Annotated in this window: 20 protein-coding genes and 2 tRNA genes; 15 read left to right on the top strand and 7 right to left on the bottom strand. The window is 42.7% G+C overall.

The window, feature by feature from the left end:
• Positions 1 to 5 precede the first annotated feature (5 nt).
• A complete protein-coding gene (locus QW087_01675; protein MEM2943436.1) occupies positions 6 to 440 on the bottom strand; it encodes a hypothetical protein in 435 nt (144 codons plus the stop codon).
• 133 nt (positions 441 to 573) lie between these two features.
• On the opposite strand from QW087_01675, the gene QW087_01670 reads away from it, so the two are divergent.
• From QW087_01670 to QW087_01650, 5 genes are all read left to right on the top strand, one after another.
• Positions 574 to 1,674 (top strand): phosphate uptake regulator PhoU, encoded by a 1,101-nt coding sequence (locus QW087_01670; GenBank protein MEM2943435.1) that lies wholly within the window; start codon positions 574 to 576, stop codon positions 1,672 to 1,674.
• 894 nt (positions 1,675 to 2,568) lie between these two features.
• Positions 2,569 to 3,744, top strand: coding sequence for a TRC40/GET3/ArsA family transport-energizing ATPase (locus QW087_01665; protein MEM2943434.1), 1,176 nt, complete (start codon positions 2,569 to 2,571; stop codon positions 3,742 to 3,744).
• On the top strand, positions 3,737 to 4,030 hold the full coding sequence (locus QW087_01660) for a hypothetical protein (protein ID MEM2943433.1): 294 nt from the start codon (positions 3,737 to 3,739) through the stop codon (positions 4,028 to 4,030). Before QW087_01665 ends, QW087_01660 begins: the two co-directional genes overlap by 8 nt.
• Before the next feature lie 150 nt (positions 4,031 to 4,180).
• Positions 4,181 to 4,630, top strand: a complete 450-nt coding sequence (locus tag QW087_01655) for a 4Fe-4S dicluster domain-containing protein (protein ID MEM2943432.1) — start codon at positions 4,181 to 4,183, stop codon at positions 4,628 to 4,630.
• Entirely contained in the window at positions 4,627 to 6,501 is a 1,875-nt protein-coding gene (locus QW087_01650) for an aldehyde ferredoxin oxidoreductase family protein (GenBank protein MEM2943431.1), read from the top strand. Before QW087_01655 ends, QW087_01650 begins: the two co-directional genes overlap by 4 nt.
• On the opposite strand, the gene QW087_01645 is transcribed toward QW087_01650, so the two are convergent.
• A complete protein-coding gene (locus QW087_01645) occupies positions 6,496 to 7,053 on the bottom strand; it encodes a CBS domain-containing protein (GenBank protein MEM2943430.1) in 558 nt (185 codons plus the stop codon). The two genes, QW087_01650 and QW087_01645, sit on opposite strands and share 6 nt — an antisense overlap.
• Positions 7,054 to 7,222: 169 nt before the next feature.
• On the opposite strand from QW087_01645, the gene QW087_01640 reads away from it, so the two are divergent.
• From QW087_01640 to QW087_01610, 7 genes are all read left to right on the top strand, one after another.
• Positions 7,223 to 7,816 (top strand): TIGR00296 family protein, encoded by a 594-nt coding sequence (locus QW087_01640; protein ID MEM2943429.1) that lies wholly within the window; start codon positions 7,223 to 7,225, stop codon positions 7,814 to 7,816.
• A 4-nt stretch (positions 7,817 to 7,820) separates the two neighbouring features.
• Positions 7,821 to 9,095 carry a dihydroorotase gene (gene pyrC, locus QW087_01635; GenBank protein MEM2943428.1) on the top strand — a complete coding sequence of 425 codons (1,275 nt, stop codon included), beginning with the start codon at positions 7,821 to 7,823 and terminating at the stop codon, positions 9,093 to 9,095.
• Complete coding sequence (locus tag QW087_01630) at positions 9,061 to 10,194, top strand: YkgJ family cysteine cluster protein (GenBank protein ID MEM2943427.1); 1,134 nt, start codon at positions 9,061 to 9,063, stop codon at positions 10,192 to 10,194. The genes pyrC and QW087_01630 overlap by 35 nt, the downstream gene beginning before the upstream one ends.
• A 66-nt stretch (positions 10,195 to 10,260) precedes the next feature.
• A complete protein-coding gene (locus QW087_01625) occupies positions 10,261 to 10,476 on the top strand; it encodes an LSM domain-containing protein (protein ID MEM2943426.1) in 216 nt (71 codons plus the stop codon).
• A gap of 37 nt (positions 10,477 to 10,513) precedes the next feature.
• Positions 10,514 to 10,681, top strand: a complete 168-nt coding sequence (locus tag QW087_01620; GenBank protein ID MEM2943425.1) for a 50S ribosomal protein L37e — start codon at positions 10,514 to 10,516, stop codon at positions 10,679 to 10,681.
• 18 nt (positions 10,682 to 10,699) lie between these two features.
• Positions 10,700 to 12,106 carry an amidophosphoribosyltransferase gene (purF, locus tag QW087_01615; GenBank protein MEM2943424.1) on the top strand — a complete coding sequence of 469 codons (1,407 nt, stop codon included), beginning with the start codon at positions 10,700 to 10,702 and terminating at the stop codon, positions 12,104 to 12,106.
• 177 nt (positions 12,107 to 12,283) lie between these two features.
• Positions 12,284 to 12,356, top strand: a tRNA-Ala gene (locus QW087_01610).
• A gap of 194 nt (positions 12,357 to 12,550) precedes the next feature.
• Here the strand turns inward: QW087_01610 and QW087_01605 are convergent.
• Positions 12,551 to 12,644, bottom strand: a tRNA-Val gene (locus QW087_01605).
• A gap of 316 nt (positions 12,645 to 12,960) precedes the next feature.
• Between QW087_01605 and QW087_01600 the strand changes: the two genes are divergently transcribed.
• Both QW087_01600 and QW087_01595 read left to right on the top strand, forming a co-directional pair.
• On the top strand, positions 12,961 to 13,209 hold the full coding sequence (locus QW087_01600) for a hypothetical protein (protein ID MEM2943423.1): 249 nt from the start codon (positions 12,961 to 12,963) through the stop codon (positions 13,207 to 13,209).
• A gap of 31 nt (positions 13,210 to 13,240) precedes the next feature.
• Entirely contained in the window at positions 13,241 to 14,224 is a 984-nt protein-coding gene (locus QW087_01595) for a bifunctional N(6)-L-threonylcarbamoyladenine synthase/serine/threonine protein kinase (protein ID MEM2943422.1), read from the top strand.
• Here the strand turns inward: QW087_01595 and QW087_01590 are convergent.
• The 4 genes from QW087_01590 to QW087_01575 form a co-directional block, all read right to left on the bottom strand.
• Positions 14,221 to 15,576: a DHH family phosphoesterase gene (locus tag QW087_01590; protein ID MEM2943421.1), complete on the bottom strand. Its 1,356-nt coding sequence runs from the start codon at positions 15,574 to 15,576 to the stop codon at positions 14,221 to 14,223. The genes QW087_01595 and QW087_01590 overlap by 4 nt on opposite strands.
• Positions 15,577 to 15,581: 5 nt before the next feature.
• Positions 15,582 to 16,037 carry a 30S ribosomal protein S15 gene (locus QW087_01585; protein MEM2943420.1) on the bottom strand — a complete coding sequence of 152 codons (456 nt, stop codon included), beginning with the start codon at positions 16,035 to 16,037 and terminating at the stop codon, positions 15,582 to 15,584.
• 245 nt (positions 16,038 to 16,282) lie between these two features.
• Positions 16,283 to 16,642 (bottom strand): NUDIX hydrolase, encoded by a 360-nt coding sequence (locus tag QW087_01580; protein MEM2943419.1) that lies wholly within the window; start codon positions 16,640 to 16,642, stop codon positions 16,283 to 16,285.
• Positions 16,639 to 17,310, bottom strand: coding sequence for a fibrillarin-like rRNA/tRNA 2'-O-methyltransferase (locus QW087_01575; GenBank protein ID MEM2943418.1), 672 nt, complete (start codon positions 17,308 to 17,310; stop codon positions 16,639 to 16,641). The genes QW087_01580 and QW087_01575 overlap by 4 nt, the downstream gene beginning before the upstream one ends.
• A 301-nt stretch (positions 17,311 to 17,611) precedes the next feature.
• Between QW087_01575 and QW087_01570 the strand changes: the two genes are divergently transcribed.
• Positions 17,612 to 18,385 (top strand): inositol monophosphatase family protein, encoded by a 774-nt coding sequence (locus QW087_01570; protein ID MEM2943417.1) that lies wholly within the window; start codon positions 17,612 to 17,614, stop codon positions 18,383 to 18,385.
• Positions 18,386 to 18,453: the final 68 nt, after the last annotated feature.

The following is an 18,453-nucleotide window of genomic DNA, read 5'->3' as shown; positions in this document are numbered from 1 at the left end:
CAAGCCTACTTTGATTTTCCCTTATTGTGAAAAATAAGTTCTTTGTTTATATCCAATCTTATCTTCGGATCCTTATGGATAGAATGAGCATGTATGAACCATTCGCCGTTTTTCCTGTTGAAGATTAGTAAATGGGCATATCGATTATTTATTGTGGCTATTCTATTTTCATTTGGAGTAAATTCATTTGTGCTTCCAATTTCATCTAGTTTGAACAATGGAAATAGATTGTAAGTCTTGTGTTCCGTTTTCATCTTATCTAAGAGCTTACTCTTTCCTGAATGAATCTTCAAATTTTGATTCTTACCACAATAATCGTTAAAATTTTTTCTTTTTATATTCGTAATTATTGGTACCTCATCATCGAGACAGGACATTGAATTTGTATGACCCTTGCTGATCGTGCAAATAGTTACATTTTTGATATTTCCTATTTTCATTTGTCGCACCGTAGGTTTCACATAATCTAGCATATTTTATATATCTTTGATCAAAAGTATTTATATTCGCGTAATTGATAACCTCCTAACCATAGAGAAATAAATAAATTATGTATTAACGGAGTTGCGATATATGAATAAGAAGGATCTTGGTTCAAGAAGAATTCAATGTGTTGGAAGGGGCTCATATATAGTATCCCTGCCAAAGGACTGGGTATTGGAATCGAAGCTTGCAAAGGGAAGCGAAATAACATTCAATGTTCTCGATGATGGCTCTGCCCTTCTTGTTCCTAGAAAATTTGATGACAGCGTATCTTTAAACAAAGCTAATACAAAGGAATACTGCGTTCGCGTCAGGTACGAAGATGATACTTCTTCCTTATGTCGGAAAATAACTTCATTATATGCTGTTGGTGCAGATATGATACGTCTAAAATTCGAAAATGAAGAATGTTTCAAGAAACATCGCAAATCCGTGAATGAATTGACAAAAGTGGAGCTTCTCGGTGCAGAAATTATTGACGAGTGCGAAAGTGAAATTATAATCCAAATTCTCGTCAACCATCCAAACCTCTCTGTTGAAGCAGCAATTAAAAGAATGGCGATTCTCGCCCTAGAGGCCAATAAAGAGGCGATTCTTTCCCTGAAGAACGAGAATGTTAATTTCATACAAAATATTACTAATTTCAACAGTGACATAAAAAGACTGGATCTGTACGTTATTCGCCAATTAAAATACCATTTAGAGCGAAATTCTTACAAGGATCTGGGATTCAAGAGCAAAAAAGAGTTTCTTGGATATCGTATAGTCATTAATGATATCAGGAATATTTCCAATAATGCATTGAATGTAGCGAAGAATGTCGCATCAGTCATGAAGTTTGACAAGAAGGGGAGCTCTTATTCAGAGATAGATATAGACAAAGAGATATATTCTCAAATCACAAGTTTTTGTTTTTCGATGCACAAGATGTTTGATCTTACATTAAAAGCGATGTTCATAGGAGACTATCGCGAGGCAGACAAGATATTCTCACAACTAGACGAATGTGCTGCTTCGGAAAGGAAGATTGCTCTTGCGCTATTTGGTAAGCGCATGGACCCTAAAGTGACACTTGTTTTGGGGCTCATGCTTGACGCCTCTAGAAGAATAATGGAGTATTGCCAGAATATTGCTGAAATTACGTTGAACAGAACGGTTGAAACCACTCTTCCTGCTACTTCCATGAATTGATCAGTGAAGGAGAAACGAGTGTCACATGTAGCGAATGATCATTACTGATCACTGCTGGATCATCAAGATTCTATTAAATCAAATGTTATAACGAATGTTCTAGGCCTCATCAGAGATGTTCACAATCTGAGGATGTTCGACAACATGCTACTGGATCTAATTGAGAGGAAAAATAAAGGCCCATTTGGGCTTTATTCTAAATCATAATCTACTTGTTTCGTATATTCATAGTCGTGTCTAAAACCTTTAGATTATTTTGGTCGTCGCCGAAAACTAAAATCGAATTGATTGAAGCCAGCGACAATATTATAATCGGAGCTATTATTTACCGACCATTTGACGGGAAACAAAATTGATTAGAAGACGAAAAAATAATTTTTTGGAGCGACGCAGATGAACCGCAGAACTCGCATGGCCCGTTGAAGGTGAGGGAGGGGGGGGATATTGGAGCAATTGCTAGCATTAATTGGCTGTCATATTCCGATTTTCTTCTGCTAAGTGAATGCATGGCACAAGATCTAATTCATAGTAGCTCGAAGAACTTCATCATCAAAACGCCAATGACTGCATGATCTCAGTTTTGGCAGGAATATCACATGTTACCACTCTCATTAAGAACAGGCATGCCCTAATTTCCACTAGCTCATTCATTCAGATTATTGCATTCCATTTGTATTTTTTATTGATGTTTCATAAGGCATATTATGTTTCAGTTTTCTTACAAGGAAAAGTAAAATGACATATTTGATTTGGTTAAATTGGGTTCCAGGTATGGCACTCGAATATATTCTGTATTGAATCATTTCAAAATCAATTATTATTTATGATCATTTTCGATTACGTACCGAAAATACTACATTTCTCAATAATGAAGTGGCATCGGAGTTGGGTTGCGTGAGGGTAATAATATATACAGGCAAAGGCGGCGTCGGTAAAACGTCTGTTGCTGCCGCAACAGCGCTGAAGTCCGCGAGGCATGGATATAAGACGATCGTGATGAGCACGGATTCCGCTCATTCCCTTTCTGATTCATTTAATATGCAGCTTTCTGGTAAGATCAGTAAAATCGAAAGCAATCTTGATGCAATTGAAGTGGATGTTCTTTATGAGCTTGAGCACCGTTGGAAGGAGATTCAGAAATATCTCTCTGATTTTTTGGAGGCTGTAGGCGTCGAAGGCGTTGCAGCCCAGGAAATGGCAATATGGCCCGGAATGGATTTGATGTCAGCTCTTTTCTATCTGTGGGATTTCCAAAGGACGGACGCTTATGATGTTGTTGTTATTGATACCGCGCCGACAGCAGATACCCTGAGACTATTGAGTTTTCCCGAGATATCCAATTGGTACTTTGATAAGTTGTACAAGGTCTTTAGAAATCTTTTGAAGCTTGCAAGGGCCACCGTCGGCAAAGTGATGAAAACTCCACTGCCGTCTGAGGCGGTACTAAAAGACATCGATGAACTCAGGGCTAGAATGTACTCTATACGAGGAATTTTGACAAATCCCGACATCACCACAGTAAGGTTAGTTGTTAACCCAGAGAAAATGGTTATTAATGAAACGAAGCGGGCCTTCACCTATCTCTGTCTTTACGATTTGACAGTTGAGTGTCTAGTTGTAAATAAGATACTGCCAGATTGTAGCGATGATTACTTCAAAGAGAAACTGGAGGAACAGCGCTGCTACATGGAATTGATCGAGGAAGCTTTCAGTCCGCTGAAAATACTTAAAGCTACTCAAATGCGAACTGAACTCGTTGGCATGGAATCGCTTAATGCGCTTGGTAAAATGCTCTTTGATGACTCTGATCCTACCATAATATATTCAAAAGAAAAGCCGATGGAGATCTTTGAGGACAATGGCGTCGAAACGCTTTCGCTAAAATTGCCCTTTTCGACAAAAGAACAAGTAGAATTATATAAATCTGAAGACTCATTAATTGTGCAGGTTGGTGCATATCGCCGCTCGATAACTCTACCTTATTCGCTTATCAAGAAGGAGGCTGAAAGGGCAGAGTTCAGAAACGGTCGACTGCTCATCAGGTTTAGGAGGAGTGAAGAAAATGCCTGAAGATGAGAGAAAGGAAGAAACTGGTAGTGGGGGGCGAGAGGGATTTCGAGAATCAATTATTTCAGAGGAAGCTCGTAGCCATTTAGTGAAGGCTGGTGCTGAGATGTTGCTTGCATTGGATGCTATGATTCCAGAGTCTAGAATTCCAAAAGAAGCGAGAAGGCATTATCTTGCAGCCAAGAAGGAATTTCTTCTCATGCTGAAAAGCATAATTGATGCAAACCTGCAAACTATAGAAACTGTTCAAAAGGGAGAACGAACTGTTAAGAAAATTGACCTCGAGTGATTTGCGATACTCTTCACCATTAAAATGTTCCTATTCAATTACTTTGCTTTGTAATTGAAATTCGAAGAAAAAAGTCGTACCAGTTGGAGTAAGCACGAGATAATCAATTAACTATTTTATTTTATGAGGCAATTCCTCCTCGGGATTTGAATGCCGATGTGTCTTGTTCCTTATCCCGAGAACTGCACAGGTTGCAGGTTTTGTGAGATCATTTGCTCGCTTTCGCATGAAAGAGTAGTGAGCCTGGAAAAAGCTAGGTTGAGAGTTGTGCGGAAAGACATCGCAACAGACATCCCTTTTGTGTGTGCTCAGTGTCAAAATGAGGAGAACAAGTGCTGCGCGGAAGTCTGCCCTGAAGATGCGATTTTCTTTGATGGAAAAGCACTCGTTGTCGATGAAGTAAGGTGCACTGGCTGTGGATTGTGCGAAAGGGCGTGTGCATATGGAGTTATAAGGGTTAGTGGTGTGGCGAGGAAATGTGACCTGTGCGGCGGCGATCCGCTTTGCGTGAAGTTTTGCCCCTTCGGCGCCATTAAGTATGAGGAGATAAAGAAAGAGAATTTTCGAAAGATCCTTGCAATGATGGAGGTCTCATTTTGAAAGAGCACTGCTGGCATTTGCTAGACATTGATCTTTCTGATTTGAGTTTCACGAGAACGGAAATTGCTGATGATCTGAAAGCAAATTACCTCGGTGGTGAGGGGCTCGCCGTGAAATTATTCACAGATGCGGCAGATCCAAAGATCGACCCCTTCAGCCCTCGAAATCCCGTAGTGATTGCACCAGGTCTATTGACTGGATTGCCCATTCCTACTGCTAGTAAAACCGCATTTGTTTCAAAATCTCCACTTACTGGGACGATTGCAGAATCGATCATGGGCGGTGGCATCGGCATTCAAATGAAAATGACGGGTGCGTATGTAATCAGAATTACGGGGAAAGCTAAGGAACCAGTCATACTACTCATTGATAACGGCAGCGTCATTTTTGAGAGTGGATCGAAATATTGGGGACTTTCAACGAGGGAAGCCGAGATGGCTATAAAGCACGATCATGGGGATTACGTGGTGGCAACGATTGGCCCAGCTGGCGAGACTCTTGTTAGGTATGCGTGTATTGACTGTGAGGGTAGGCAAGCAGGGAGGGCAGGGATAGGTGCCGTACTCGGATCCAAGAATTTGAAAGCAATCGGGGTCAGAGGAAACGGCGATCTTCCAGTTTATGATGCCGAGCGCCTGATTTCTCTAGCGTTAAAATGGCAAGAAATCATGGAAAAGAGCAACGCATTTATCGAGGATACAAAGTATGGCAGTGGAGAGTTTCTGGAATGGGTGAATTCAGAGCGCGGTGTATTCCCAACAAAGAATTGGAAGGAGTCTGTTTTTGACGAAAGAAAGGAGATCGATCCATATTATTGGGCCCCTAAATATAGTCTCAAGAACAAGGCATGTTTTGCATGCACGAAGGCATGTGGAAAGCTATTTGTCATACGTGAGGGACGCTACGCTGGAACGCTATTAGATGGTATTGAATATGAGACTCTTTATGCCCTCGGTGGGCAATGTGGCAACCCCGATATCGAGGCACTTGCAAAAGCAAATGAGCTCTGTGATCTGTTCGGTATTGATACAATTTCAACCGGGGTTGTTATAGGGTTTGTGATGGAGCTCGTTGAAAGAGGTCTTCTTAGTGTGAAAGATATAGGAATTGATTGCAGATTTGGAAATTCCGAGGCAGTTCCGAAGATGGTCGAGTTGATCGGCAAACGTGAGGGATTGGGGGCGCTCTTCGGGGAAGGTGTCGCTCGAATAGCCAAGACAATTGGAGGTGATAGTGAAGACTACGCATTGCATGTCAAAGGTATGGAACCCCCCGCGTACGATGTAAGAGGGTTAAAGGGAATGGGTCTTGGTTTCATGACATCATCAAGGGGTGCATGTCACCTTAGATCAGGATTTTACGCTCTCGATCTTACTGGAAAATTTTGGCGTTTTGAAGGTGTAGATCGTTTGTCCACAAAGGATAAGGGTATAATGGTCAAAGCCATGGAAGATTTTATGATGATCTATGATTGCCTTGGAATTTGTAAATTCTCGAGGGGGTTTTTCAAAATTGAGGGCTTCATTGATCTCATAAGTGTGGCAATCGGAAAATCATACACTGAAGAAGAGCTTCTGCTCATCGGTGAACGGATTAACAATGTCAAGCAAATCTTCAATCTACGGGCTGGGATCGGAAGGGAAAGCTATCGCCTGCCAAAGAGAATTACATGCGAACCAATTTCTTCAGGTGCATCCAAGGGAGCGGTGCTGACGGAAAAAGAGGCAGAGGAGATGCTCTCAGAATACTTTATTGCTCGTGGTTGGGATCTGAAAGGAATTCCAACGAAGGAGAAACTAGCACAACTTGGACTTAATCATCTGATTAATTGGAACAAAACTGAGATTGATCGTCGTTCATTGGAATCATAGTGTTTGATCGTAACAAGTCGAGCATAGAAGTTGTCCTTCGTGGAATCGCAGTTCGCTCGAATATGACCCGCAGTTATCGCAGTAGCCTTCTGTGGTTCTTGGTGTCGAATCGGATTTCGTTCCGCTCCTTATGCGTGCCCACTCTCTGGTGATTTCGATCAGAGATGGAGATAACTTCAGAATGTCATTCTCGGTTACTATACCTATCAATTTTCCATTCTTGACCACAGGCAACCGTCTCACTTTCAATGTCGACATTTTCTTTGCAGCAGAAGCAACGCTTTCCTTGGGACCAATGCTTATCAACGGCGAAGACATGATCTCCTTTACTTTGATCTTTGAAGGCACCTTGTTTTCGGCCACAACTTTGTTGACAATGTCTCGCTCTGTCACTATCCCAATAGCTTCGCCATCCTGGACTATAACCAGACTTCCAACCTTTTCATTTCTCATAACTTTAGCTGCTTCTTGCACCGTCATTTCTGGATTGCCGATCACTGGCGATTTCGTCATGATCTCTTCAACGAGTATGTCGTCTCCCCTGCTGCTCATGGTTATATGATAGTCTGTGAAGGTAGAAATTCTTTTTGAACATACGCAGCTTCGAAGACTTCAATACAAGAATCTGATTTTATTACCCCAATTTCCGATTCTCTTTTGAGTTAGATTCGCAAGTGATAAATTCGTTCAAGAAAATGAGATTGAAGGAGATGTGACTTGAATGGATAATAAAGAAGGGGAAATTGCAGTACAGATTGCCAGAAAAGTTGTTGATTCTGTGGCAAGATTTCAGAAACCCAAGAATATTGAAATGCCAGAGAGCTTTAATGATAAGCGAGGGGTGTTTGTGACGCTATCGACCTATCCTGAGCACGATTTGCGGGGGTGCATTGGCTATCCTGAACCAATATATCCGCTTGCAAAAGCATTGGTTCTGGCCGCCGAATCGGCATGCCATGATCCCAGATTTCCTCCGCTGCGAGAGGAAGAGCTTATGCACATCGTTGTCGAGGTGAGCGTACTTACTCCACCTCAGCCGATTGAAACCGACGATCCCAGAAAACTGCCAGAATTGATTACTGTTGGCGAAGACGGATTGATAGTCGAAATTGGCCCATTTCGCGGTCTTTTATTGCCACAAGTGCCGGTTGAATATGGCTGGAATGCAGAAGAATTCCTCGAACACACGTGCATGAAGGCAGGATTAACTCCTGATTGCTGGCTTGACAAACGTTCGCGATTTCTGAAATTTCAAGCTGAGATATTTGCAGAAAAAGAACCCTATGGAGCGATCGTGAGGAAGACTTTAAAGTGATTCTATGGAAACAGTCATTGAGGGGAAGGTACTATACAAAGGGAATTTTATCGAATGTTGCCTCGGAATAGATGAAGGACGAATTGTATCCATAAAGAAAATTCTCAAAGGAGATAAGCGTATCACTTACAGCGGAAAAGTGATATTGCCAGGAGCCGTAGATGTTCATGTTCATTTCAGAGATCCAGGGTTAACGCACAAGGAAGACTTCCAGAGTGGTAGTATTTCAGCAGCCTTCGGCGGAGTTACATGTGTTTTCGATATGCCAAATACGATCCCCCCCGTGATCTCCATTGATGCGGCAAAGGAGAAACTTAACATCATTTCTAAAAAGGCATGGGTCGATTTTGGAATCTTTGGGGGTTGTAGCTCCGATGCAGACCCCCAGCAGATCTCAGATCTAGTTGTTGGTTTCAAATTGTACATGAGCTCGGTTTCTGGACCATTATTGGTGAAAGATGAGCAAGAGATTGGGGATATCTTGAGGGCTGTAATAAAGACAAACAAGCCTCTATGCATTCATGCAGAGGACGAGAATCTAATTGCTCATGGTCAAGCATCCGATCTTGTCGATCACGAGTGCAGCAGGCCAATAGATGCTGAGGTGAAAGCCATAAAAAAGATTGTTTCATTATATTCGGGGAAGGGCGTTCATATTTGTCATATCTCAAGCTCAAAGGACCTGGAAGCGCTTGAAGGGACGAAATATTCCACAGAGGTGACCCCACATCACTTACTGCTGGATAATCAATGTGGTCATGGTGCTTTCGCGAAAGTCAATCCTCCCCTGAGAACAAAAGCAGAAAGAACTCGACTTTTTTCTGCGTTTGTAAACGGGCGCTTCGATGTTCTAGCATCAGATCACGCTCCGCATACGATTGAGGAAAAAAATGAGGACTTTAGCGAAGCCCCTTGTGGCATGCCGAGTGTTGAGACATCAATTCCTCTGATGCTCGCTCTCGTGAAACGGGACCTAGTTGATATTAAGGTTCTAATGCGCAGTGCTTGTGAAGCCCCCTCAGAGATCTTTGGAATTCGTAAGGGAAGAATTGATATAGGCTTTGATGCCGATCTGATGGTGGTAGATTTCAAGAAAATTGATAAAATCAAAGCCGAGATGCTTCACAGCAAATGCGGGTGGACTGTATATGAGGGACGAGAAGCAATTTTTCCATATGCTGTAATCTTGCGCGGAATGCCGATCATAGAAGAAAACTCAATTATTGGCGAAAGGATGGGTGTGAATGTCGCGGAACCCAAGCATAAGTCAAAGCGTTGACACTTCGCTCCTCCGAGGAGTCAAATTTAAATGTCTTGATAGATGCCAACTTTGCTGCCTCTGTCAACCTGAACTTGCTGGGAATGAGGTTGATATGTTCCTCAAAAAATATTCAAACTTGGTTTGCAGGAAAACAATCCCCCATGATCATTATGCTATTCGGCTTCAAAAAGGGCAAGGGCCTTGCTCATTTCTCAACAATAGAAAGTGTAGCATCTATGACATGAGACCTTATTTTTGTCGACAGTTTCCGACGCACTTTCATGTTCTTAACAGAATCCAGATAATTGTCGATCTTTCTTGTAGAGGTGTGTGGACCAATTATGGAGAAGATTTAGAGGCAATGGCTCTAGAAATGGCCAATAGTAATCTAGCCACATTAATTGAGGTTTTGGATGATTCCAGGGTCGTATATTGTGATTTCGTTTCAAATTGCGTAGATGCGGGGATATGGAGGAAACCTGTTGAATTGCAGAAGGAAATTGACGAATCATTTGACAGATTGTTGGATGTTAAATTCCTGGCGAGAATGCTGGACATGACTATTGAGAAGTCGGAATTAAGCATTGTAGAAGTTAATAAAAGTGATCAGGATATCAAATATGATGATATTGTAGATGCAGCTATGGAGGCAACTCTCGGTTCGATTGGGGTCTCTAGAATCGTGGATGCGCCCATATATTGTGATGAGGAGGGTAATTGGAATGTATTCTACTTGAAAAATAAAAAGATCATCTGGTATCGACTAAATGATGATGGATCTTTAGAGCAAACGGAATCAATTGATCCAAGAGACGTTGAATTAATACTTCCTGATGCCAGTGCAAAGAGAATTCTCGCATGGTATCTCTCGATCTTAAATAAAAGAGACAGCACTTTTGGATATGCTTGCTACTTAGTCGACCAATACAAGTATGAGGACTTTCTTTCCAATGTGTACTTTGGAATTATAGGCACAGCACTCTTGGATCTTCTATTTCGTAGCTCATTGCTCATCAGGATCAAGGGAGGTAAACTTGACGAAAATTTGATGAAAGAAGCCATTATTTTCTTCGACATGGATTTACTGGATGCACCGACAATTGGTGCGTATGTATGAGATCGATCGAAATAAACGCAAAGATTAAAATAGTCTGGGCGTAATCGGGCACACTGGTGACAGAGTATGCAGAAACCTCTCACAGTTCTTAATCAGGCTATCAACAAGCCTGTCATCGTAGAACTTAAGGCAAACAGAGAATACCGCGGAATACTAGACGGATATGATCCTCATATGAACCTCGTACTGCGAAATGTAGAAGAGCTTGTCAATAAAGAGGTCGTGAGAAAATTGGACATCGCCATTGTGAGAGGCGATAATGTCATATACATTTCGCCATAGTGGCATTTAGATGATCATAAAAGGGAGAGAAGAATAAATGGTTAAAGGTACACCTTCAAAAGGCAAGCATGCAAACCGAAAGACCCACATCCCTTGTCGCAGGTGCGGGAAGAAAGCGTATAATGTTAGAGAAGGATACTGCGCCTCTTGTGGTTACGGTAGGAGTGCAAAATTGAGATCCTACAGCTGGGCCAAAATCCATTAGGTCTGAGGTGAAAGCCTTATGGACAAACCCGAGCACAGCTGCGGGGTCGTGGCAGCCGCTTTAAATGGAAATGTGGCTCCAATGCTAAAGAGGGCGCTTCGGGTAATTCAGCATCGCGGTCAAGAAAGCTCTGGCATTGCAGTTTATGATGACGGTATTAAATATGTTAGAGGAATGGGGCTAGTACATGAAGTGCTAGTTGGTAGAGAGTTCGACTCGTTGAAAGGGAATGTGGGCATCGGACATGTGCGATATTCAACTACGGGTACTTCGAGCATTGAGAATTGTCAACCTCTCGTTGTTTCGACTTCTGCAGGTGAGCTGGCGATAGGCCACAATGGTGATATTGTAAATGCAGATAAGGTAAGGAAGAAACTCCAGTCAGAGGGTTGGGCCTTCTTGACCAACACAGATTCTGAAATCATAATCAGAATCCTTGCTAACGAATTAGCTCAGTATGGTGATCCTATAAGGGCGATAAAAAACACGATGAGAATCATCGATGGCGCATATTCTCTGGTGCTAATCATTAGTGGGCGTATCTTTGGCGTGAGGGATCCATATGGTTTTAGACCCCTTTGTATAGGAAAGGTCCACAATGGATTTGCAATAGCTTCTGAAAGCGCTGTTTTCGATATTCTTCGCGGGGAATTTATAAGAGATGTCGAGCCAGGAGAGATCATCGAAATATTGCCTGAGCGCTTTACTTCTACTAAATTCCCAAGTGCCGCACATAGTGCCCACTGTATGTTTGAATGGGTGTATTTTGCGCGTCCTGATTCTGTGATCGACGGGAAAGAGGTCTACGGTGTAAGGAAGCGCATTGGAAGAAAACTAGCAGAGGAACAGCCAGTTGATGCGGACGTCATTGTCGCGGTTCCAGATTCTGGCAGAGGGCACGCCCTCGGGTTTGCGGAGCATTCTGGAATAAGATACGAAGAAGGATTCATGAAGAATAGGTATATTGAGAGGACTTTTATAATGCCAGAACAAAATCAAAGAGATGAAGGTGTCGTTCTCAAATTGAATCCAATTAGATCGACGATGGAAGGGAAGAGAGTGGTCATCGTCGATGACAGCATTGTGCGCGGCACAACGATGCGGAAAATTGTACAGATGGTCAGAAGGGCAGGTGCTAAAGAAGTCCACGTACGTGTTGGTTGCCCTCCGATTCGTGCACCTTGCTATTATGGTATTGATATGAAGACCCGCGATCAGTTTATAGCTGTCAACCGATCGTATGAGGAGATTTCTAAAATAATAACAGCGGACAGTGTTGGCTATATAAGCATAAAGGGTCTTGTGGAGGCCCTGGAGATTCCTGAAACAGAATTATGTCTTGGCTGCCTCACAGCCGAATACCCAACGAACATTCCTGGCGAGAAGATGAGATTTCAGAAGAAGTTGGATATCGAAGTGAATTGATTATCAGCTGCAAAAAATGTTTCCGCTTATCTTGATCGAGTACCTCAGGATGAATGAAATCTTCATTTATTACAATGTCATCATTAAACAAGCATTATTTACACAATAACTGGCTAATGAATTCGTGGTACGCGATGATAAAGTTTAATATCGAAAATCCTATTGGAGCAGTTGCATGGGCCGGTAGATCAGCTGGAAGATCGCTATCTTGGCATGGTAGAGGTCGCGAGTTCAAATCTCGCCCGGTCCATCATTTTGATTAATTTCATTGGCGAGCTTTTATGAACCAGCCTCTCATTCCACTTTCTCGTAAAAGATATAGGCGTTTCCTTCTATAAGGGATGCAAATATGCTAGTCCAGATCAAGTTGTGTAGATACAACAATAGCATTTATCCAATCACAAGGAAATGAGGAATTCAAGGATCTTTCTGAATTGCTGTAAGTGGGCTCACCCGGATTCGAACCGGGGAACTTCGCCGTTCTGACCTCCAAAAAGAGGATGTCAAGGCGACGTCATAACCACTAGACCATGAGCCCTTTGGCTTTGGAAAATATTAATTCGATGCTATATTCCTTTCGCCCTTGAAAGAAGGACTAATCCTTACCTCGTGGATATGCACATCGACAGGGTTTTAACCTCCCAGAACAACCATGCTAGCTTAGGTCTAAGCAGCGATTCAAGATTTCTTTGTGTCAACCCGATGGTTCATATTCATCACTTAACGCGTTCTCGAATGGAAAAACACGACTTCATGGTACGTGGTGTTGTAAAGAATTCCAGAAAAAAGCTACCATTATGCCTCAGCATCGCAAGATATTAATGTAATGAGCAGATTTCACTCACCTGATCTAGATGCCAGAGATTCTATTGTTTACGAAGCCGGGTTGCCAAAAATGCGAATTTGTCAAAGAACGAATACCTAGGAATCTCAGTGTAAATATTGTAGATACGGCCTCGCCTGAAGGTCTCGCAGAGGCTGCGTATTTCGAAATCCTCAACAGAAATGTTCCTATTCTAGTTGTAGATGATGAAATCATTGAAGGTGCCATTCCGATTCTGAATAAACTAAATAGTCTTGCACTCTCATCAAAGGAAGATTAAATGCTTTGAGCTCGGAGACGTTTGATATATTATGTTAGCACTCGGCATTGAAGGAACGGCGCATACGCTCGGAGTCGGGATAGTCGACGAGTTCGGTAATATATTGGCAAATGAAATCAAAATGTACAAGCCTGAAAAGGGCGGCATTCACCCGCGGGAAGCAGCTAATCATCATGCGGAATATGCGGCTTCGATCATCAAGAAAAGTCTTGATATAGCGGAAGTTTCTGTGCGCGATATCGATCTTGTGTGCTTCTCACAAGGCCCTGGATTAGGACCTTGTCTCAGAACCGTGGCGACTGCAGCCAGATCCCTCTCTTTATCGTTAGGCGTTCCAATTATTGGCGTTAACCATTGCATTGCGCATCTCGAAATCGGCGTTGCCAAGACAGGTGCAAGAGATCCAGTATTGCTGTACGCTTCTGGTGGAAACACGCAAGTAATTGCTTTCGCCAATGGACGGTACCGGGTATTCGGTGAAACACTTGATATTGGTATAGGTAACATGTTGGACAAACTCGGCAGGGAGCTTGGATTGGGTTATTATGCGGGACCTAAAATCGAATCGCTCGCGAAGGATGGCATGAAACTGCTCGAGCTTCCATACTCTGTAAAAGGTATGGATATGGCTTTCTCTGGCATTTTGACAGCAGCACTCAATCTTTATAAGAAAGGTGCACGGATTGAAGACATATGCTACTCTGTGCAGGAAACATGTTTTGCCATGTTGACTGAAGTCACGGAGCGAGCGATGGCTCACGTAGAGAAGAATGAGGTATTGCTTGGAGGAGGAGTTGTCCAGAATAAGAGGCTCCAGGAAATGGTGGCGAAGATGGCCCGCGATCGAGGTGCATCTATGTTTGTACCTGAGAATAAATTGTGTGTCGACAACGGTGCTATGATTGCGTGGACTGGACTCATCATGTACAAATCCGGTATTCGCATGGATATTTTCGATACCGCTGTAAGGCAGAGATTCAGAACGGATGAAGTAGATGTCTGCTGGCGCAGTTAGGCGCTTGCATTCTTCTGTTTCGCTATTGTAGCATCAAGAATCTCAAGAAATTTTTCTTCGGTTCCTCGCGGGATTGTAGCCCCACTGGCAATAGCATGTCCACCGCCAGTTCCTCCAACTGCCATGGCGCTTTCCTTAAGTGCCTCTGAGAGATCTACTCCTTTGCTCAAAAGGACAAAAGTGGCTCTTGAAGAAATTCTAGATTCATGATTGCCTTTAGAAATCGCTATCGTTGGTTTGTCGCGATCGGCGAGGTATTGCATTACCAAACCGCATATCGTACCAGCTGTGTTTGAATCATCAGTAAAGAAATATTGAATATTATTGAGTTTTCGTACACCATCACTTTCGAGAGCTCTGAGCGAGCTGAGAATGCTCTCCTTATAAATCTTCCTCAGCTCCGTAGCCTTGACAATAGATTTCTCGTCCCTGAGAGTGACGCCAAGCCCGACACTCTCGTTTCCGGTGCGCCCGCAAGCGTTAAGAATCGATGCAAGTTCTGACGCATAGAGTTTCCACTCTGCAAAATAGATTCGCTCCTGCGTTACTTCTTCGAGCGTATCAAGGGTACATCCTTGACCCAATAACCTGAGAGCTAATAGCGAAACGAGCTTTCGTCTATCATTTTCATTCAATTCCTGAACCAAAGTTTCTGGATTGATACCGGCGAAAGCAAGAAACTGTCTCACTGCGTCTTCATTGCCGCTGAGGCCCTTAAAATATGGATCAACAGAGTAATAGATTGCATCTCTTATTTTTCCATCCTGAATCACGGAGCCTTGGCGAATTTCCACTATTTTCTTATCACACCCTACTTTGAGGAGGTATTCATTTATGCCTTTCATACCCCGAACATGCTGTCGATCTCCAACTATGCCGGCAAATGCGACTGGTAGGAACTCCCAGTTTGAGTCGTCGATGCACACTGCAAAAATCTGGCATAAAGAACTCGCTGAGGCCCCAGTCATGCCGTCAATTCCGAAAATATGGGGGTTAAGGTGGAAGATTCCTTTAGAATCCATGGGCGGAGAGTGATGATCCAAAATGATTACTGGTGTTTTTGCCTTCTCAAATATTTCTATAAACGAGCTGCCCATGTCTGATATGATGAGGCAGTCAAAATTCGGTTTGGCTAAAATCTGAACGATCGCCTGCGCGTTGAGATTCCTAACCATGCTTACATGGAAATCCTTTTTCCTTTTTAGAAGCGCTCCGCAAACGACACCAGCAGACGCTATGCCATCAGCGTCATAATGAGAAATGATTCTCACGTTGTCGCACTTTTCTACAACGGATATTGCATCATTTACGCGTTGCAGGAACTCAGAGGGCAGAGTCCCTTCGTCATTCATTCATCTCACTCAATCTGAAGCTCCGCGGTCTTGAGTGAATATGTCCAATTTCCAGGGAGGGCGCCTATTCTCTTATAGTACTTAATTAGCCTCCTGATTTTTGATTCGACCAGCTGGAGTCCTCGTTTTGCGCCAAAGTCCTTGCGGTTTTGGGCCAAGTGCAAATCTACATTGATGGCCTTTTTCATGAGGGCAGCAAGATCTTCGGGAATTTCGGGGGTCAGACCGTTTTCTCTTAGTATCTGAGAAATGCTTTTCCCGGTCGCTAGCTTTACACTCGGTACGGCGTAATTATCACGTAGTACTATACCAATCCTTGCTGTTGTCAGTCCATCTCTCGCAAGCTTTACAATGAGTTTTTCGACCTCATCTTTACCTATGGGAACCCACTCTGGATTCTTCTTGATCAGCGGTCTTTTTGAACCAGATTTTCCTCTTCTTCTGGCGTGGATTCGAGCCATTTTAATCCTCCAAATTAACGAGCCACTCTAAGAGCGAAGCATTCGCCAATTCATGTTGTAGTATTTAAGTTTCACCGTATGAATTATATCCGCTTGCTCATCCGGCCAATCATTTTATAGTCGATGCACATCCACCTGGATTTACGATGTCGATTCCTGAAGTAATGCTATTCGTATACTTGATCTTGTAGTGTAAACACAAATATGACCAGAAAGTTCTATTCATATCTTTGTTTAAGTGATTCTCAAAATTTCATTAATGGATTTTCCTTTTTCAAATTACGAATTTCTTTTAGAATTGTGATGTATTCGGCACGTGGAAATGCCATATTTTCAGGCAGTTCCTCGAAGAAAGACCATTTCATTTCCCCCTTACCAATATTTTTTCCCATTTTTCCTATGTAAAGTGTGAATTGCATAGTTTTGATCTCGTGTGTAGGGATAAAATCAAAACCAACCTCTTCCCTAAATTCTCGAACGCATGCTTCTCTGTCGGTCTCATCTTCTTCAACAACGCCACCGGGGAATTCCCATCCCTTTCTTTTTGGATTATAAACAAGCAGAAATCGTGAATCCTGAACGGCGACTGCAATAACCAGTCTCATTTTCTTCTCACCGCGATCATTGCGTGATCCTTCTCGAAAGGATCTAGCGGAAGCATCTCAATTAATATCATTCCGTCAGATCGAATTCTACTTGCCACCTCCTCATAAATTTCATTAGGTTTTCGTGTCACATCTTCAGATCTCGATTTAACGGAGATCAAACCAGATTGGGCCTTAAATAACCGCATGTTTTTGAGGAAGATGGATACTTGGTCCTTCTGCGCGACATCTTGATACACAACATCAACATCACCGACTATCATCTGGTAGAATTCTGGTTTATTCGCATCGGCAAGTATGGGGATCATGTTCTTTCGCTTATTACAAAGTAGTAGCAGATCACGGAATGATCGAGGGGATATTTCAACGCAGTACACCTTGCCATTAGTCACGATGTCTGAAATATGTGATGCTGTGGTGCCACTTGCCGCACCTAAATACAAAACTTTCGATTGATCATTAAACGGAAAAAAAGACCCTCCTAGTTTTAGATAAGCAGCTAATTTACTCCTCCGTATCGCCCACTCTCTATACTCATGGCCTCCATAACATATCAACCGCTCGCCGTAAACCTTCATGGATGGAGTGAGGTTCCTGGTGTATAGATTCTCCGAATCGGTGAAAACGCCTGGGAATGCTGTATTGCGAAGAACCATGATGTTTTCCATCAAGTATTCTGAGTACCTAATGATTTTTAAACTCTACTACGTCACTGATCCCTTTTTGAAAAGAGTAGCTTTTGAGATGCGAGCAGAATTGGCCCAGGCATTTGTCTCGAAATTATGCTTTCCATTCGAATTAAGAGCGATCTGCATATTCTTCAATCCGACGCAATGGTAGATCTACATCATCAGAGATTCAAGTGAAGGTCTATACAAATCACCGCTCTTTTCATGCAATTGCTTTTTCGCGAGTCAGACTTAGCGATTAAACAAAGCTATTAAGCAACGAATTACGTTCTGAAAGAAGATGCGCGAAATACTCGAGAGTATCGCCTGCAAGGTATCTAATGATATTGTCTCTCTTCCAGAATCCTTTGAAAGGGGCAAAGAAATATGCATTGGAGCAGATGGAACTCCTACCTGCAAGATAGATAAGGTTGCAGAAGATGCGATTCTGCAGTTCATTGAAGAGAGAGATCTACCGTTTAATATTCTCAGCGAGGAAATTGGATATCTTGATAGGGGATATGAAAAAACGCTCGTGATTGATCCTGTAGATGGCACTCATAATGCAATTTTGGGAATTCCCTTTTACAGCGTATCGCTTGCCATTGGAACCTCATCACTCAGTGATATCGAATTTGGTCTTGTGAGGAACATCGTAACGGGTCAAACTTATTACGCCGAAAGGGGCAAAGGTGCGGTCTTGGATGGGAAAAAAATTAGCACAAAGAGTTTTGATCGTACAAGGTCAACTTTTCTTGTATATATGGGTATGTATTCCCATCCAGATACACTGATCGTCGCCCGCAAATCTGTAAAGACACGATCGCTAGGTTGTGCATCGCTGGAAATGTGCATGGTAGCTGATGGGAGGGTTGATGCCTATTACATGAATTGCGAAGTGCGCGAGAAGTCTATTCGCGTATTCGATATCGCCGCTAGTGCACTGATATTGAGGGAAGCAGGTGGTGATGTCGTGACGCTTAGCGGTGAACCCTTGGACATGCCGTTTGATCTCTCAGCAAGAAGTAATTTTCTTGCATTTGGAGACCGTGCTGTAAAGGAGGTGATCATCTGAAATTTGGTATTACGGCGAATGTCGATGTTCCGGACGCTCTTAACATATGCAAGAAGATTGTAGATCTC

The sequence above is a fragment of the Methanomassiliicoccales archaeon genome (assembly GCA_038850735.1).
In the GTDB taxonomy this organism is placed as follows: domain Archaea; phylum Thermoplasmatota; class Thermoplasmata; order Methanomassiliicoccales; family JACIVX01; genus JACIVX01.
Note: the sequence above shows the minus strand (reverse complement) of the source record. Positions and strands in the feature narration are given on the sequence as shown.

Coding starts and splice junctions, on each gene's coding strand:
- QW087_01675 (MEM2943436.1), bottom strand. CDS start 440: ATGAAAATAGGAAATATCAAAAATGTAACTATTTGCACGATCAGCAAG.
- QW087_01670 (MEM2943435.1), top strand. CDS start 574: ATGAATAAGAAGGATCTTGGTTCAAGAAGAATTCAATGTGTTGGAAGG.
- QW087_01660 (MEM2943433.1), top strand. CDS start 3,737: ATGCCTGAAGATGAGAGAAAGGAAGAAACTGGTAGTGGGGGGCGAGAG.
- QW087_01655 (MEM2943432.1), top strand. CDS start 4,181: ATGCCGATGTGTCTTGTTCCTTATCCCGAGAACTGCACAGGTTGCAGG.
- QW087_01645 (MEM2943430.1), bottom strand. CDS start 7,053: ATGAGCAGCAGGGGAGACGACATACTCGTTGAAGAGATCATGACGAAA.
- QW087_01640 (MEM2943429.1), top strand. CDS start 7,223: ATGGATAATAAAGAAGGGGAAATTGCAGTACAGATTGCCAGAAAAGTT.
- pyrC (MEM2943428.1), top strand. CDS start 7,821: ATGGAAACAGTCATTGAGGGGAAGGTACTATACAAAGGGAATTTTATC.
- QW087_01630 (MEM2943427.1), top strand. CDS start 9,061: ATGTCGCGGAACCCAAGCATAAGTCAAAGCGTTGACACTTCGCTCCTC.
- QW087_01625 (MEM2943426.1), top strand. CDS start 10,261: ATGCAGAAACCTCTCACAGTTCTTAATCAGGCTATCAACAAGCCTGTC.
- QW087_01620 (MEM2943425.1), top strand. CDS start 10,514: ATGGTTAAAGGTACACCTTCAAAAGGCAAGCATGCAAACCGAAAGACC.
- purF (MEM2943424.1), top strand. CDS start 10,700: ATGGACAAACCCGAGCACAGCTGCGGGGTCGTGGCAGCCGCTTTAAAT.
- QW087_01600 (MEM2943423.1), top strand. CDS start 12,961: ATGCCAGAGATTCTATTGTTTACGAAGCCGGGTTGCCAAAAATGCGAA.
- QW087_01595 (MEM2943422.1), top strand. CDS start 13,241: ATGTTAGCACTCGGCATTGAAGGAACGGCGCATACGCTCGGAGTCGGG.
- QW087_01590 (MEM2943421.1), bottom strand. CDS start 15,576: ATGAATGACGAAGGGACTCTGCCCTCTGAGTTCCTGCAACGCGTAAAT.
- QW087_01585 (MEM2943420.1), bottom strand. CDS start 16,037: ATGGCTCGAATCCACGCCAGAAGAAGAGGAAAATCTGGTTCAAAAAGA.
- QW087_01580 (MEM2943419.1), bottom strand. CDS start 16,642: ATGAGACTGGTTATTGCAGTCGCCGTTCAGGATTCACGATTTCTGCTT.
- QW087_01575 (MEM2943418.1), bottom strand. CDS start 17,310: ATGGAAAACATCATGGTTCTTCGCAATACAGCATTCCCAGGCGTTTTC.
- QW087_01570 (MEM2943417.1), top strand. CDS start 17,612: ATGCGCGAAATACTCGAGAGTATCGCCTGCAAGGTATCTAATGATATT.